Here is a 14,828-nt window from a genome sequence, read left to right as displayed (position 1 = left end):
ATTGTTTGTTATTGTTTTGCAAAGATAGGGAAAAAATGTTTTGATTGAAAATATTCTGGTTAATTATTCGCAGAAAGCAATAAAAAACAGTATCTTTGCATCATGAATAGGATTTATAAGAATATTTCCTTTTGGACACACATTTGTCTATTGTTGCTTATGTTAGGCATGCCTCACCGACTTTTAGCCGATGACCGCATTCTCTATGTGACTTCTTATGAACCCGACAACAAGATAGTTGCTGATAATTTGGGAGAGTTTTCCAATTATGTCAAGACAAATATTCCCAATTCGCGTCTTTTTGTGGAGAGCATGAACTGTAATGGAATGATTGACATAAAAGACTGGCGCAAATGGATGGAAGGCATCATCAGCAAATACAATAATGGTCACATGCGCCCCGATATCGTAGTGCTGACGGGCTGTGAGGCAGTATCTACTTTCCTTTCTATTCCAAACCCAGAGTATAAGAAAATCCCAGTGCTCGTAGGTGGTTGTAGCTTTTCCATGGTGGAATTGCCGGATGATACAACCGATGTGGCATCGTGGACCCCTGAATTAAAATACTTGCGCTCTGATTATCAGGACTATAATCTTATTGGTGGTATTCTGACGCGCTATTCTGTTGAGAAAAATATAGAGTTAGCCAAACGGATGTATCCTCATGCGAAAAACTATTATTTCGTTTCCGATAATTCGTTGGGCGGTGTGTCATTGCAAGCCTTGGCACGCAAGGATATGCGGCAAGCTAAGTTCAGCAATATTCAGATGCATTATTATGATGGGCGTACAGGCTTTTTTGATACGTTAGCCAAGAAAATAAAACGGCTTAATCCCGAAACTGATGTACTTCTGATAGGCTCTTGGCGACTTGATGCTAACAACAGTTTCAATGTGAGCCATTCTGCAGAACTGTTTCGTACGCTCAATCCGTCAGTACCGGTATTCTCTGTTGCGGGATCGGGTATGAATGGATGGGCTGTGGGTGGTTGGATTCCTGAATATGCTAACAAGAATGAGAAACTTGGTGAGATGTGTAAGGATTATCTTGAAACACGCTCTGACCAAGGATGGGTATATCTGAATGAAGGTTTTGTCTTCGACTATCGGCGCATGCAGGATTTAGACATCAGCGAGAGCGGGTTGCCTGAAGGTTTTACGATTATAAATGAGCCGAAACCATTCTTCGAGAAACATAGTGTGGTTATCGACTACATCCTTTTTGCCACGGTGTTTCTCAGTATAGGACTCAGTATTGCCATTGTGGCACTTATCAAGTCTCACCGCTTACGCAAAGAACTGATTCAGAAAGGAAAGGAATTGGAAGAGGCACGTGATAAAGCCGAGGAAGCTAATCATATGAAATCGGCTTTTCTTGCCAATATGAGTCATGAAATCCGCACGCCACTCAATGCTATTGTGGGATTCTCAGATTTGTTGGCTACACAGTCAGAAGATTTGGGCGTTCAAGAGAAAACCCATTTCAGCAATGTCATACAAGAGAATACCAATGCGTTGCTCAATCTCATCAACGATGTGCTCGATCTCTCGCGTATAGAGAGTGGACATGTAAGGATGGAGTTGACTCTGTGTGATGTGAAGCAATTGTGCCAGACAACAATAGAATCGGTAGAGATGACGTGTCGTAAACCCATACATTTCGTTTTTGAGTGTGACGAACCGTCTGTTCATTTCGTTACCGATAAGACACGTCTGCGGCAAGTACTTGTCAATCTGCTTACCAATGCCATTAAGTTTAGTGACAAAGGTAATATTACAGTGTCACTTGTTGTGGACCATGATGACGAGAGTGCTTCGTTTGCTGTTACCGATCAGGGATGTGGCATCAAACCGGAATATGCTGAAAAGATTTTCGATCGTTTTGTCAAACTTGACCAGTTTACCAAAGGCACTGGTCTTGGATTGCAGATATGTCGTCAGATCATAGAGATACTTGGAGGACGTATATGGCTCGACAATACCTATCATGGTGGCGCTCGCTTCCGTTTTGTTCATCCTACCAATCTGGAGGAGGCAATGCCAGAACCCTTACCGTATCATGTATTCTGAATGATTGCAGTTTAAGTTGTGCTATTTATTCCCGGTGTATTCGGGTCGTCAACGAGATTTGTTCGGGTTTTGCTGTTTCATCATGTGATATTTTGGGGACTTCAGGAATTTGGAGTGATGGCATATTAAATAATCTATGATTGTTTTAAAATTATCTTGTATAAGTTGTTTACAGCAAAGAGTTTACTTAATACTTGGGCTATTAAAAACAATCTCTTCTTACATTATATGCAAATTAAGACTTTTGAATTCTCTTAGTCTTGTATATTAAGGGTTTTGTGGGAAACAGAATTTCCCAAATTGCTGATATACACCATCATTGATCGTTTATCACTCGAAATGTCAGCTGAACCTTACTATATTGATGCGAAACAGAAAACCCCGATTTCATGAAAGATGAAATCGGGGTTTTTACTTATAGTGCTTCGTCGTCAGGCCGTTGTATCGATGGTTTCTTGATCTTGGGTAGATGTTTCTTTTTACGGAGATAAGCGGCTTTGCGAGCCTCATATTCTTCGAAATGCTTCTCCAGAAAATTATCGGCCATAATGATGACTATTGGTTTCTACTGTATATGACGGTAATGTGGAGTGGGGTATGGGCATTCTCGCTACCTCCCACAAGACGAACACTGGTCAGCGACATCTCGTTGTTGATACCGGTAATAGTGGTTGACGTCTGATAGTAAGATGTTGACGAGGTGGTCACAGTCTTGACAGGCACCAATACAACCTTGTTCCAATTAGGATGTGTTGCAGTATAATTGCTACCACCAGCCTGCTTCTTCTTATAGAGATGATTGATGAGGTTGGAGATATTGCTGTATGTATAGGTATTCTTTGTACTGCTGTATGTTGCCAAATACGATGTCTTGTTGTCTGTGACTTTCAGATTCTCAAAGAACGAATAGAGACTGTCTTTCTCTACCATCAACAATTGTGTGGGTTGCTGAAGGAGATTATCGCTGAGATCGTTTTGGGTATTCATCTTGTTGAATACAATCTTAGCAGACGTGATCGTATCATTCTCATGGTTGCGCTTGATGTCATCAATGGGCAGGGTCACTTCTGTGAAAATACCGGCAGGTGTCTTCAGATAGGTGCAACTATTGTCTGAAGCCAAGCGAGCCACAGTCTTCTTGTCGTTGGTGATACGGGTTGTCTGCAATACTTCCTCTGTGCCGTTAAAGGTTTTGCTACCCACGTAGGTCTTGCCACCCTCTTTGCCACGGAAATAAATCATCAGCTGTGTACGACTCACCTCGTTCATCAGTCCCAGTCCGTCTGTAATCTTGAAATAGAAACCGGGACATACTTTATGGATGAAGTTATATGAGTTCTTAAAGTATTCTGGATGAGCATAGTAGGTGCGCATCAGGTAGGTACCATAGTTGTTGTAGGTATTACCATCCTTGTCGGTATATTCCTTGTTGAGGGGAATGCTGACATACTCATAATAGGAACCTGATTGCTGCACTTTACGCAGACTGTCACTCAACTGAAGATTGACGATAGAGAAAATCTTGTTTTCGTGCAGTCCGTCTTCACGGATATGACCCTTTGCAGCAGGATCGAAATTAGTATAGTAGGTTTTTCCTTCTTCTACAGGATTGCCAATCTCAAAAACAGAGAGTTTCAAAGCTGCGAGAGAGTCACCTTGCCACTTGTTGACAACAACATTCAGTACGCATGAGTCTGCTACGATTTCATTGTCAATCAGACTTGCCACACTATCCTTTGGAGGGAAGATGGCATTGCTTTCGTTTTCAAGCAAGGTAAACTGCGACATGTAGTCACTCGTGATATATGATCCGGTCTCTGGATCTTTGATGCGACCGAGATAGCTGTATTCACTTCGTGAAATCACCGAATCGACCACAAGCGACCGAGAACTCACCTGAAAAGAGTCGGTTGCAATAGCAAACAAGTCAGCGCTGTCGCTAATAGAATTACCGACGTTTGCTGTTTCCTCGTCGCAAGAGCAGATTGCCATCAGTGGGAGGACAATAGCTGCTAATAGTGTTTCCTTTGTCATTGAAGTAATGATTATCTTAATGATATCCTAATTTATCTTTTACCTTATTAAGGTTTGCATTAAATCTTTTCGTAGAACTCCTCATAAGCCTTACCGAAATCAGCACCGGGATAGGCGAGAGTGGGGATGCCCTGCTCTGCGGCGTAGTTCATCCAGTCTGCTTCTGTGTCTTGATGGGCAGCAATGACACCGTCGCTATAGTCGATAGCCAACTTAGCCAGTTCTGTAGCATCAAATACTTCGTTGTATTTTGTGAGGGTGTCGGCTGTAATATCGCGGAACTCAAGACACTTTTTGAAGTTGGGCGCCAAATCACTTGTCATCTGGTTGGGGAACAACGAGGTGACTACCTTGGTATTGGCAAATGAAGGTTCATCATAATAGGCCTTTTTGATAAACAAGGGTACTACGGCTCCCATCCATCCCTGTACGTGGATGATATCGGGTACCCAACGGAGCTTCTTAACAGTTTCCAATACGCCACGAGCGAAGAAAATTGCACGCTCGCCATTGTCTGCATAGTCCATACCGTTTTCATCCTTGTCCATCTGACGACGAGTGAAATAATCATCGTTGTCAATGAAATATACCTGTATGCGAGTCTGGACGATAGAAGCTACCTTGATAATCAATGGATGGTCGGTATCGTCGATGATAAGATTCATACCTGAGAGACGGATCACTTCATGTAGTTGACCGCGACGTTCATTGATATTACCCCATTTGGGCATGAAGGTGCGAATCTCGTGACCACTCTCTTGCATGACTTGAGGCAATGCCTTACCCATGTGTGAAAGGTCTGTTTCCGGTACATAAGGAACAATCTCTTGGTTGATGAACAATATCTTCTTTGCCATATTATTGAATGATTTAATCTTTGCAAAGATACGAATTTTTTTTCAAAAAATGATTTGTAAATGCGATATTTTAAGGTTTTTGTACCTTCTTTTGGCATATTTTCACCAAATCCTTTCATTATTTGATAAAAAAGTAGTTATTTTGCACTCGCTTTAGAAAAACAAAGAAATTTGAAATGAAAGTTTTCAGTAAAATCGTAGATCTTCAAAACCAATTGTTTGAAGACCGAAAAAATGGAAAAGAAATAGGTTTGGTTCCTACCATGGGTGCCCTCCATGAAGGACATGCATCGTTGGTTAGACGTAGTGTCAAGGAGAATGGCATTACCGTAGTGTCGGTGTTTGTCAATCCTACACAGTTCAACGACAAGAATGATTTGAAAAATTACCCACGCACGCTTGATGCCGACTGTCAGTTGCTCGATGCGTGTGGAGCTGATTATGTGCTGGCTCCTTCTGTGGAGGAGATGTATCCTACTCCAGACACTCGTCAGTTTGAATTTCCGCCAGTTTCAACGGTAATGGAAGGTGCACACCGTCCCGGACACTTCAATGGTGTGTGTCAGGTGGTGAGCCGCTTGTTTTATATCGTTAAGCCCAATCGTGCCTACTTTGGTGAGAAAGACTGGCAACAGATTGCTGTGGTCAAGGCTATGGTGAAACAACTCGGTTTGAAAGTGCAGATTGTGGAATGCGACATCGTGCGCGATGCTGACGGATTGGCACGCAGTTCACGCAACACCCTGTTGGCTAAAGATGAGCGCGCCATAGCACCTGCCATCTACAAGACCCTGAAGGAAAGTATCTCTTACGCTAAGACGCATACTGTGGGCGAAACCCATGATTTTGTGGTCAATACCATCAATGCGGTGGATGGCCTTGAAGTGGAATATTTCTCTATCGTTGACGGTAACACCTTGCAGGATATTGCCGCTTGGGACGATACTCCCTACGTCGTAGGTTGCATCACAGTATATTGTGGAAAGACTCCAATCCGACTCATTGATCACATTAAATATAAGGCATAGTCATGATGATAGAGGTAATGAAGTCAAAACTTCACTGTGTGACAGTGACAGAGGCAAATCTTAACTATATGGGAAGTATCACCATCGATGAAGATTTGATGGATGCTGCCAATATGATAGCAGGGGAGAAAGTCCAGATAGTAGATAATAATAATGGCGAACGCTTTGAAACCTATATTATTAAGGGAGAACGAGGCAGTGGCTGTATTTGCCTGAATGGTGCTGCAGCACGTAAAGTGCAAGTTGGCGATGTGTGCATCATCATATCCTATGCCTTGATGGATTTTGAAGAGGCTAAATCGTTTACGCCGACCGTTGTCTTTCCTAAAGCAGACAACAGCCTGTAATCAAGTGCTAATGTCAGGGTAAACATCGGCAGAGAAGATGACTGCCTGCAATCGTACAGCAACAATATAGTCTCTGCATCAATCAGATAAACAAAAATAAAGGAGGGAACCTCAGTAGAGGCTCCCTCCTTTATTTAGTATGAATAGAGATTACTCGATTACTACAAGTGCATCATCTTCCATGACGCTCTGTCCAGGCTGAACGCATACTGCGGTAATCTTACCGCTCTTCTCTGCCTCGATATTATTAGCCATCTTCATAGCTTCCAATACCAAGACTACGTCGCCTGCCTGTACTTCGTCACCTACATTGACGCGAATCTCTGTGATGACACCTGGCAGTGGAGCCTTAAGCGCATTGTTGGAGTTGGCTCTTCCTGATGGAGCTTCTGATGGAACTGCTGTGGGCTTTGCCACAACAGGCTTCACAACAACCTTCTCCACTTCAGGTTCTGGTTCCATTTCCACTTTGTATTCTTCACCATTGACATTGACGGTAACCATGTTCTCGACAACGTCACCAATGGCTACTTCATACTTGTTGCCATTAATTGTATATTTGTATTCTTTTTTCATCGCGCTTTGTGTTTAGGGATGTTCTGTCATAGTCAGAGCATATCCATTCCACTGGGTCTGCTTGTCATCAATAGTGATGATGCATGACTCTTTGTCGTGGACATTATTGCCTTTGAACTCATGAAGAGCCATGGCAATAGCTGCATATACTTCATTCTTCATAGACGGGATATTTTACATCGGAATGTTACCGTGCTTCTTAGCGGGCAGTGCATCACGCTTGGTGGCAAGCTGAGCAAGCGCACGGCAGATGCGGAAACGAGTGTTACGTGGTTCAATCACGTCGTCAATATAGCCATATTTTGCTGCCTGATAAGGATTGGCAAAGAGTTCGTTGTACTCTTCTTCCTTCTCGGCAATGAATGACTTAACATCTTCACCTGCTTCTTTCTTGGCTTTAGCTTCCTTCGCATAGAGAACAGCAGCAGCACCACTTGCTCCCATAACAGCGATTTCAGCTGAAGGCCATGCGTAGTTGAGGTCGGTATGGAGCTGTTTTGAACCCATAACGATATGAGAACCGCCGTATGATTTGCGCAGGGTAACAGTAATCTTGGGTACTGTAGCTTCACCGTAAGCGTAGAGCAACTGAGCACCGTGCAGAATGACTGCGTTGTACTCCTGGCCTGTGCCGGGGAGGAAGCCTGGTACGTCAACGAGTGATACAATGGGGATGTTGAATGCATCGCAGAAACGTACAAAGCGTGCACCCTTACGTGAAGCATTTACGTCAAGCACACCTGCATAGCAAGAAGGCTGGTTGGCTACGATGCCGACACTCTGACCATTGAAACGAGCGAAACCTACGATGATGTTCTTAGCAAACTTAGGCTGTACTTCAAAGAACTCGCCATTATCGATGATAGCACCAATTACCTTGTACATATCGTATGCCTCATTGGGATTCTCAGGGATGATCTCGTTGAGGGAATCCTCCAAACGGTCAATGGGGTCGTTGCACTCCTTGCGAGGAGCTTGCTCCATGTTGTTAGATGGAATATAGCTCAACAGACTCTTCAGCATTTCAATAGCTTCTTCCTCTGTTTTAGCGGTGAAGTGGGTTACACCACTTTTTGAAGCGTGAACGCTTGCACCACCGAGGTGCTCCTGGTCGATATCTTCACCTGTTACGGTCTTTACTACTTTTGGACCTGTGAGGAACATGTATGAGGTGCCTTCCATCATCAGAGTGAAGTCGGTAAGAGCAGGAGAGTAAACTGCACCACCTGCGCAAGGACCGAAGATACCTGAAATCTGTGGGATAACACCCGAAGCGAGGATGTTACGCTCGAAGATTTCTGCGTAACCTGCCAAAGCGTTGATACCTTCCTGAATACGGGCACCACCTGAGTCGTTGATACCAATCAGGGGAGCACCCATCTTCATGGCCATGTCCATCACTTTGCAAATCTTCTGGCTCATGGTCTCAGAGAGAGAACCTGCATGAACTGTGAAGTCCTGGGCAAAGATGAATACCAGACGACCGTCGATAGTACCGCTACCGGCTACTACACCATCGCCAAGGAACTGCTTCTTCTCCATGCCGAAATTGTGGCAACGGTGTTCCTTGAACATATCGTATTCTTCAAAAGAGCCTTTGTCGAGCAACATCTCAATGCGCTCACGTGCTGTATATTTTCCTTTGTCGTGCTGCTTCTGGATGGCTTTCTCACCACCACCGAGACGAGCTTTCTCACGCTTCTCGATGAGCTGCTTGATTTTTTCTAACTGTTTAGACATAATTGTATTTTGATTCTTAACTTGAATGATCTATTAGTGTTCGCAAAGCTCGGTAAGGATACCTGCGGTTGATTTGGGGTGGAGGAATGCAATGTTGAGGTTCTCAGCACCTTTACGGGGAGCCTGATCAATCAGACGAACGCCCTTTTCGCTAACCTCTGCCAATGCATTGGCAACACCGTCTTCTACACAGAAAGCTACGTGGTGTACACCCTTGTTGCCTTTGTCAAGCCACTTCTGGATAGTGCTTTCGGGTGATGTCGGCTCCAGCAGTTCGAGTTTCACTTCACCACACTTCAAGAATGCGGTTTTAACTTTCTGATCCTCTACCGTTTCAACGGCATAACACTTGAGTCCCAATACGTTTTCGAAGTAAGGGAGGCTCTCTTCGATGCTCTGGACTGCGATGCCCAGATGCTCAATGTGCGAAATTTTCATGTTGTTTTAAATTAATGTATTTAAATCTGCTGCAAAGATACTAATAAAAAGTTACGGAAACGAAAAACACCAATGAATTAACACTAATTAAAAGTCGATTGTGATTCTTCCGTTTACTTGTCTGCCCGTAAGATAGTTGGGGACTGCATACTGTTGATTGGTCACATCGGTTACCCAATAGTAGTTGCTGACATTGGCTGTACCAAACACATTGAGCAGGTCTATACCGAGCCAGATATGGCGCAGACCCTTGCGCTTGGATGAGGTCTGTCCTGCTATCAGATAGTTCATTCCGATGTCGGCTCGCTTATAGCTTGGCGCACGGAATTGCTGCTGTTCTAATCCGCGGTGTGGCGCACCAAAGGGGAGTCCGTCTGTGAAAGCAAGGCGAAGCGTCATCTTCCATCGTTCGGTACCGGGGAAATAGTCTGTGAAATGAAGGTTGACACCCCACCTTTGGTCGGTGGGTAATGGTGTGCTGATACCATTGATGTCTTGTCGGGTACTCATCAGCGAGAGGGTCAGCCATGAGTCTGTGCCTGGAACAAACTCACCAAAGAGTTTGAAATCGATTCCTGTGGCATGGCCTTTGGCGATGTTATTACCCTCATAGACGATTTTCATGTTTTGCATGTTATATGGAATAAGGTGGTCTAATTTCTTATAGTAGGCTTCTGCTGTGAATCGGAATGGTCGTCCCAACATACGGAACTGATAATCGAATCCACCTACGATGTGGATGGAGCGTTGACTTTTGATATGACTGTTGAGCGCCACGATCGTTACACCATTGGCGGTGGTCGTATCGCGCATCTCTTTATAAAAAGGTGACTGGTAGTAGATGCCTGTTGCCAAACGAAATGTCATGTCGGTATTGAAGGCTGGTATAATGGCAAAACTCAGTCTCGGAGATAGTGTTGACTCGCTATTGAAATTCCATCTTGCCCATCTTAAGCCGATATTCAAGGTGCAATAGGATTGATGGCTGTCGGTGCCCAACTGCCATTTTATCTGGTCTTGTAGGTATGCTTCTGTTCGGGTGGATGTCACTTGTTGGCGACTGTTCATCGAGTAAATCATGTCAAGGCGGTCGCTCTTATGGGGGATGTTATAGCCGCTGGAGTCACGCATCTCATATTCTTTCGACTGCTCCTTGACGTGCTCCCATTTCATTGTGAAACCTGCTTCCCAATGATGGCGGCTGTTGCGATGGGATGCTGTCAGTTGGAGTTGTTCTGCATGAGCAGTCAGGTAATTACGGGCATGTTCCCGATAGGTGCCTACTCCGAGGTTTTCAGAAGTCTGTGTATCATCAAGCCAATATTGTCCCTGTATGTCATAGCGTTCCTGCTCGCGGGTATGGAAGGCTGACCCTTGCAGACGCACTATGGTTTTATTGGAGGGACTAAAACTGACGGAAGTCATTCCTGTGGCAGTACGAAACAGATCACGCTCCTGTCCGTCGAAATATACTTTGAAGGTCTTTGCGTTCTGTATCGTTCCGAATGAGGTCTCTCGGTCTGTGGGTGTGAAGTGGTATCTGTTTTCTGAATAGTCTCCTAATGCCTCAATTTCCCATTGTTGGTTTGGACGCCAACTGAGATAGGTTTGGTAGTCGAGGTATCGTGGTTTATATTCTCCTTTTGTTTCCAAACTGCCCAGTAGGTATCTGTTGGTTTTATAACGCAACCCATGAGACATAGAGAAATGCTTGTTGCCATAGCCCACATAAGCTGATCCACCTAACAGGCTTGCTTGTATATTGCCTTCCCATTGTTTCGGCCTGCGATAGGTGATGTCGAGCACGCTGGACATCTTACCGCCATATTTTGCTTCATAACCTCCCGACGAGAATCCTATCTTATCGACCAGGTCTGAATTGATAATGGAGAGTCCTTCGTGTTGCCCGGTTTTTGCCAGAATGGGACGGTAGATTTCCGTACCATTCAGATATACTGAGTTTTCGTCAAACGAACCGCCTCTGACATTATATCGACTCGACAGTTCGTTATGGGTGGAGACGCCTGCTTGCTGTTGAACGAGTTCCTCTATGCCGTTGCCTGCTGTTGATGGCGCATGGCGGACAGCATCGGATTTCAGTTGTTGCATGGTATTGGTTTGGCGCTTTTGTTGTGTCACTACAACTTCGTTGAGTGTAGTGGCAGGGTAAAGCGTCACTACCATGCGTTGACGTCCTTTGGGACGGCGTAGGGTGCGTGTCTTGGTTTGGTAGCCAATCATCGAAAAACGCACCTTGACAGAGTCTGCCGATTTAAGATGGAGTGAATATTCGCCTTTGATATTGGCAATGGTTGTGGCATGTTGCTCCTGACAACTGACTGTTGCCAAGGGTAGGCCGTGACCGTCTTCATCGAGAATTTTTCCCGATAGTGAGAACGACTGTGCCTCTGCCCATGAATAGGTGAGTAGTGCGAGTATAGTGATGATGACTCTTTGCAGTTTCATTATCAGTATAACGAGTGCGGGGCGGATTTATTGTGTGAAATGTGATGTTTTCATACGCCAAACGCTTGGCGTTATGCAGAAACCCCCGACAAGTCGCTCTGTTGTGTGGCGATTGTCGGGGGTGATATGGTCAAAAGGGTGGGGAATGGCTTATACCAGTTCCACCTTATTAATATCTTGTTCCTTTTCGCAATAGTGACAGGTGAGGATGCCGTTGGTGACATGGAAATAAGTAGGCATCGGTTCGTTGTTGGTAATACACTTTGGATTGTTGCATTTTACAATGCCTTTAATCTCATCGGGTGTACATACCGTTTTTTTCTCTACTACTTCGTAGTCACGGATGATATTGAGCACAATATTAGGTGCTACGACCGACAACCGTGAGATTTCTTCGTCGGTAAACCATTTGTCCTCTACTTTAATAATACCTTTCTTGCCGAGCTTCTTCGATCTGTAGTTATAGCCGATAGTGACGGTAGAACTAAGTTTGTCAAGATTGAGCAACTGTGCCACCTGATATGTTTTCTCAGAAGGTATGTGGTCTATTACGGTGCCGTTTTCGATGGCGGCAACCAACATTTCGTTTTTGTTCATGGGATAATGGTTTGATCGTTTCTTACTTGGTACAAATCGATGCCGAGCACATCGCAGAAGATGGCTTCGCGCGCAAAGAGTCCGTTACCTGCCTGTTGGATATAATAAGCATGTGGATTGTCGTCAACATCGTATGCAATTTCGTTGACACGTGGCAGGGGATGAAGAATCTTCATGTTGGGCTTTGCCAGTTTCAACATATCGTTGTTGAGGATATATACATTCTTCACACGTTCGTATTCCATAAGGTCTGAGAAGCGTTCTTTCTGTACACGTGTCATGTAGAGGATGTCGGCATCAGCAATGACTTTCTCGTTGAAAGCGGTATGCTCCTGATATTTGATGCCGTGCTCTTCACAATAGATTTTGTATTCCTTCGGCATGGCAAGTTCTTTCGGAGCCACAAAATGGAATGTGGGGTTGAAGTGACGCATGGCCATCAGAAGGGAGTGGACGGTACGTCCATATTTCAAGTCTCCCACCAGGTAGATGTTGAGGTTGTCAAGGGTACCTTGGGTCTTGTAGATACTGTAAAGGTCAAGCATACATTGTGAGGGGTGTTGGTGGGCACCGTCGCCCGCGTTGACAATGGGCACATCGGTAACTTCCGCAGCATACTGTGCAGCGCCTTCAATATAATGGCGCATCACGATAACGTCTGCGTAGTTGGCAACCATAGAAATGGTATCTTTCAGCGTTTCGCCTTTTGTACCACTGGTAATCTTCGGATCTGCGAAACCGATGACGCGTGCTCCGAGTCTGTTGGCTGCTGTTTCAAAACTAAGTCTGGTGCGGGTGGAAGGTTCAAAGAAGAGTGTAGCCACAACCTTTCCTTTGAGTAACTCGCGGTTGGGATGGCGCTCAAACTCCTGTGCCATCTCAATCATATAGAGAATTTTTTCTCGTGTGAGATTGGCAATAGTCACAAAATCATGCTTTTCCATATTAGGTGTTTGTTAATATGATGCAAAGTTAAAGCAAAAAATCGAATTATCGACAGTTTGCAGCTATTTTATTTTGTAATTTTCGTAATTTAGACTAACTTTGCAAAATCTTAGTCGGTTGGTATTGCTTTTCCTATGCAAGCATCCCCCTCGTTACTTACGTCAAGAATATACATTAATTAATATCTATATATGAAACAGACAAAGATTGTTGCCAGCATCAGCGACCGCAGATGCAGTCAGGATTTTATTCGACAACTTTTTGATGCCGGTATGAACGTGGTGCGCATGAATACCGCCCATGCTTCAGAAGACGGTCTGCGTGAGATTATCCGCAATACACGTGCTGTGAGCCACCATATTGGCTTGCTCATTGATACTAAAGGTCCTGAGGTACGCACTACCGGTTGTGACCAGCCGATTGATTATAAAACGGGCGATGTGGTGAAGATCTTCGGTCGTCCTGAAGTGGATACAGAGCATGATATCATCAATCTCTCTTATGTTGATTTTGCCAACGATGTGCAAGTGGGCGACCACATTCTCTTCGATGATGGTGCACTCGATATGTTGGTACTGGATATCAACGGACCTGCTGTTATTGCACAGGTACAGAATGATGGACAACTGGGTAGCCACAAGAGTGTCAATGTACCGGGACGTCATATCGACCTGCCTGCATTGACCGACAAAGACCGTCATAACATCATGTTGGCTATCGAAGAAGATATCGATTTCGTTGCTCATAGTTTTGTGCGTTCTGCTGCCGATGTTCGTGCCGTACAGGCGATTCTCGATGCTTATCATTCTGATATCAAGATCATTTCAAAGATTGAAAACCAAGAGGGTGTTGATAATATCGATGAGATTATCGATGCCAGCTATGGTATCATGATTGCGCGTGGTGACCTTGGTATAGAGATTCCCATTCAGCGTATTCCTGGTATTCAGCGTCAGATTATCCGTAAGTGCGTGCAGAAACGCAAACCTGTTATCGTGGCAACCCAGATGCTGCATACCATGATCAATAATCCGCGTCCTACACGTGCTGAGGTGACCGATATCGCCAATGCTATCTATTATCGTACCGACGCATTGATGCTTAGTGGTGAAACAGCCAGCGGAAAATATCCTGTTGAGGCTGTACAAACCATGGCGACCATTGCCGAACAGGCTGAATGTGACAAATTGCGCGAGAACGATATCGAGGTTCCTCTGTCTCCCAACTGCGACATTCGTGAATTTATGGCGCATAGTGCCATTGAGGCAACAGAACGCTTGGGTGTCAAAGGTATTATCATCGATTCGATAAGTGGCAGGACTGCCCGTGATTTGGCTGCATTCCGTGGTCCCAACCCCGTACTTGCTGTTTGCTATAACGAGAAACTTCAGCGTTTGCTCAACCTGTCGTATGGTGTTATTCCTGTTTTCCAGAAAGACCATATCTCTAAGCAGCGTCTTTTCCAAGCTGCGGTTCGTATGCTTCGTCAGAAAGGTTATCTTCAGGCTGACGACAAGATTGCCTACTTGTCGGGAAACATCAGCGATGGTGGTGGAACAAAACTTTTGGAAATCAATACCGTTAGCGAGGTATCTAAATTCCATCTTTCAGAATAAAGACATACACATTATTACATATCTTAATGCCCGACCATTGACGAATATGCTTCATCTATGGTCGGGCATTGTTTTGTAGTGTCATTTCAAAGATAGTGAAAGTTTAATAGAAAA

14 protein-coding genes are annotated in these 14,828 nt (G+C 44.5%); 4 read left to right on the top strand and 10 right to left on the bottom strand.

Translation table 11 applies throughout. The features are described from left to right. Positions 1–168 precede the first annotated feature (168 nt). On the top strand, positions 169–2,070 hold the full coding sequence (locus CIK93_RS00165; RefSeq protein WP_158215444.1) for a HAMP domain-containing sensor histidine kinase: 1,902 nt from the start codon (positions 169–171) through the stop codon (positions 2,068–2,070). Between the two features lie 415 nt (positions 2,071–2,485). On the opposite strand, the gene CIK93_RS00160 is transcribed toward CIK93_RS00165, so the two are convergent. Genes CIK93_RS00160 through CIK93_RS00150 form a run of 3 tightly spaced genes read right to left on the bottom strand, consistent with a single transcriptional unit; the run spans position 2,486 to position 4,961 of the window. Beyond that, positions 2,486–2,617 carry a dehydrogenase gene (locus CIK93_RS00160; RefSeq protein ID WP_094389973.1) on the bottom strand — a complete coding sequence of 44 codons (132 nt, stop codon included), beginning with the start codon at positions 2,615–2,617 and terminating at the stop codon, positions 2,486–2,488. An 8-nt stretch (positions 2,618–2,625) separates the two neighbouring features. Next, positions 2,626–4,104 carry a DUF4270 domain-containing protein gene (locus tag CIK93_RS00155; protein ID WP_254046691.1) on the bottom strand — a complete coding sequence of 493 codons (1,479 nt, stop codon included), beginning with the start codon at positions 4,102–4,104 and terminating at the stop codon, positions 2,626–2,628. A 59-nt stretch (positions 4,105–4,163) separates the two neighbouring features. Next, positions 4,164–4,961 carry a glycogen/starch synthase gene (locus CIK93_RS00150; RefSeq protein WP_094433913.1) on the bottom strand — a complete coding sequence of 266 codons (798 nt, stop codon included), beginning with the start codon at positions 4,959–4,961 and terminating at the stop codon, positions 4,164–4,166. A 176-nt stretch (positions 4,962–5,137) separates the two neighbouring features. Between CIK93_RS00150 and panC the strand changes: the two genes are divergently transcribed. Then, positions 5,138–5,989 (top strand): pantoate--beta-alanine ligase, encoded by an 852-nt coding sequence (panC, locus tag CIK93_RS00145; protein WP_094389970.1) that lies wholly within the window; start codon positions 5,138–5,140, stop codon positions 5,987–5,989. 2 nt (positions 5,990–5,991) lie between these two features. After that, positions 5,992–6,336, top strand: a complete 345-nt coding sequence (gene panD / locus CIK93_RS00140) for an aspartate 1-decarboxylase (RefSeq protein ID WP_094389969.1) — start codon at positions 5,992–5,994, stop codon at positions 6,334–6,336. 150 nt (positions 6,337–6,486) lie between these two features. Here the strand turns inward: panD and CIK93_RS00135 are convergent, their stop codons facing one another. From CIK93_RS00135 to pyrB, 7 genes are all read right to left on the bottom strand, one after another. Further along, positions 6,487–6,912 carry a biotin/lipoyl-containing protein gene (locus CIK93_RS00135; RefSeq protein ID WP_094391599.1) on the bottom strand — a complete coding sequence of 142 codons (426 nt, stop codon included), beginning with the start codon at positions 6,910–6,912 and terminating at the stop codon, positions 6,487–6,489. A 12-nt stretch (positions 6,913–6,924) separates the two neighbouring features. Next, entirely contained in the window at positions 6,925–7,074 is a 150-nt protein-coding gene (locus CIK93_RS13755) for a hypothetical protein (RefSeq protein WP_173815098.1), read from the bottom strand. A 12-nt stretch (positions 7,075–7,086) separates the two neighbouring features. Beyond that, a complete protein-coding gene (locus CIK93_RS00130) occupies positions 7,087–8,652 on the bottom strand; it encodes an acyl-CoA carboxylase subunit beta (RefSeq protein WP_094391598.1) in 1,566 nt (521 codons plus the stop codon). A 33-nt stretch (positions 8,653–8,685) separates the two neighbouring features. Beyond that, positions 8,686–9,090, bottom strand: a complete 405-nt coding sequence (gene mce, locus CIK93_RS00125) for a methylmalonyl-CoA epimerase (protein ID WP_094391597.1) — start codon at positions 9,088–9,090, stop codon at positions 8,686–8,688. Positions 9,091–9,177: 87 nt separating this feature from the next. Next, a complete protein-coding gene (locus CIK93_RS00120) occupies positions 9,178–11,556 on the bottom strand; it encodes a TonB-dependent receptor (RefSeq protein WP_094446217.1) in 2,379 nt (792 codons plus the stop codon). Between the two features lie 150 nt (positions 11,557–11,706). Next, positions 11,707–12,153 carry an aspartate carbamoyltransferase regulatory subunit gene (locus tag CIK93_RS00115; protein ID WP_094391595.1) on the bottom strand — a complete coding sequence of 149 codons (447 nt, stop codon included), beginning with the start codon at positions 12,151–12,153 and terminating at the stop codon, positions 11,707–11,709. Further along, positions 12,150–13,097 carry an aspartate carbamoyltransferase gene (gene pyrB / locus CIK93_RS00110; RefSeq protein ID WP_094391594.1) on the bottom strand — a complete coding sequence of 316 codons (948 nt, stop codon included), beginning with the start codon at positions 13,095–13,097 and terminating at the stop codon, positions 12,150–12,152. The genes CIK93_RS00115 and pyrB overlap by 4 nt, the downstream gene beginning before the upstream one ends. A gap of 192 nt (positions 13,098–13,289) precedes the next feature. Between pyrB and pyk the strand changes: the two genes are divergently transcribed. Then, on the top strand, positions 13,290–14,714 hold the full coding sequence (gene pyk, locus CIK93_RS00105; protein WP_094391593.1) for a pyruvate kinase: 1,425 nt from the start codon (positions 13,290–13,292) through the stop codon (positions 14,712–14,714). Positions 14,715–14,828: the final 114 nt, after the last annotated feature.

This window comes from Prevotella sp. P3-92 (assembly GCF_002251205.1).
In the GTDB taxonomy this organism is placed as follows: Bacteria; Bacteroidota; Bacteroidia; order Bacteroidales; family Bacteroidaceae; genus Prevotella.
The sequence above is the reverse complement of the archived record's forward strand: the minus strand, read 5'-3'. Positions and strand labels throughout refer to the sequence as shown.

Excerpts from the sequence above, each read along its gene's own strand:
- CIK93_RS00165 (WP_158215444.1), top strand. The coding sequence starts at position 169 with ATGCCTCACCGACTTTTAGCCGATGACCGCATTCTCTATGTGACTTCT.
- CIK93_RS00160 (WP_094389973.1), bottom strand. The coding sequence starts at position 2,617 with ATGGCCGATAATTTTCTGGAGAAGCATTTCGAAGAATATGAGGCTCGC.
- CIK93_RS00155 (WP_254046691.1), bottom strand. The coding sequence starts at position 4,104 with ATGACAAAGGAAACACTATTAGCAGCTATTGTCCTCCCACTGATGGCA.
- CIK93_RS00150 (WP_094433913.1), bottom strand. The coding sequence starts at position 4,961 with ATGGCAAAGAAGATATTGTTCATCAACCAAGAGATTGTTCCTTATGTA.
- panC (WP_094389970.1), top strand. The coding sequence starts at position 5,138 with ATGAAAGTTTTCAGTAAAATCGTAGATCTTCAAAACCAATTGTTTGAA.
- panD (WP_094389969.1), top strand. The coding sequence starts at position 5,992 with ATGATGATAGAGGTAATGAAGTCAAAACTTCACTGTGTGACAGTGACA.
- CIK93_RS00135 (WP_094391599.1), bottom strand. The coding sequence starts at position 6,912 with ATGAAAAAAGAATACAAATATACAATTAATGGCAACAAGTATGAAGTA.
- CIK93_RS13755 (WP_173815098.1), bottom strand. The coding sequence starts at position 7,074 with ATGAAGAATGAAGTATATGCAGCTATTGCCATGGCTCTTCATGAGTTC.
- CIK93_RS00130 (WP_094391598.1), bottom strand. The coding sequence starts at position 8,652 with ATGTCTAAACAGTTAGAAAAAATCAAGCAGCTCATCGAGAAGCGTGAG.
- mce (WP_094391597.1), bottom strand. The coding sequence starts at position 9,090 with ATGAAAATTTCGCACATTGAGCATCTGGGCATCGCAGTCCAGAGCATC.
- CIK93_RS00120 (WP_094446217.1), bottom strand. The coding sequence starts at position 11,556 with ATGAAACTGCAAAGAGTCATCATCACTATACTCGCACTACTCACCTAT.
- CIK93_RS00115 (WP_094391595.1), bottom strand. The coding sequence starts at position 12,153 with ATGAACAAAAACGAAATGTTGGTTGCCGCCATCGAAAACGGCACCGTA.
- pyrB (WP_094391594.1), bottom strand. The coding sequence starts at position 13,097 with ATGGAAAAGCATGATTTTGTGACTATTGCCAATCTCACACGAGAAAAA.
- pyk (WP_094391593.1), top strand. The coding sequence starts at position 13,290 with ATGAAACAGACAAAGATTGTTGCCAGCATCAGCGACCGCAGATGCAGT.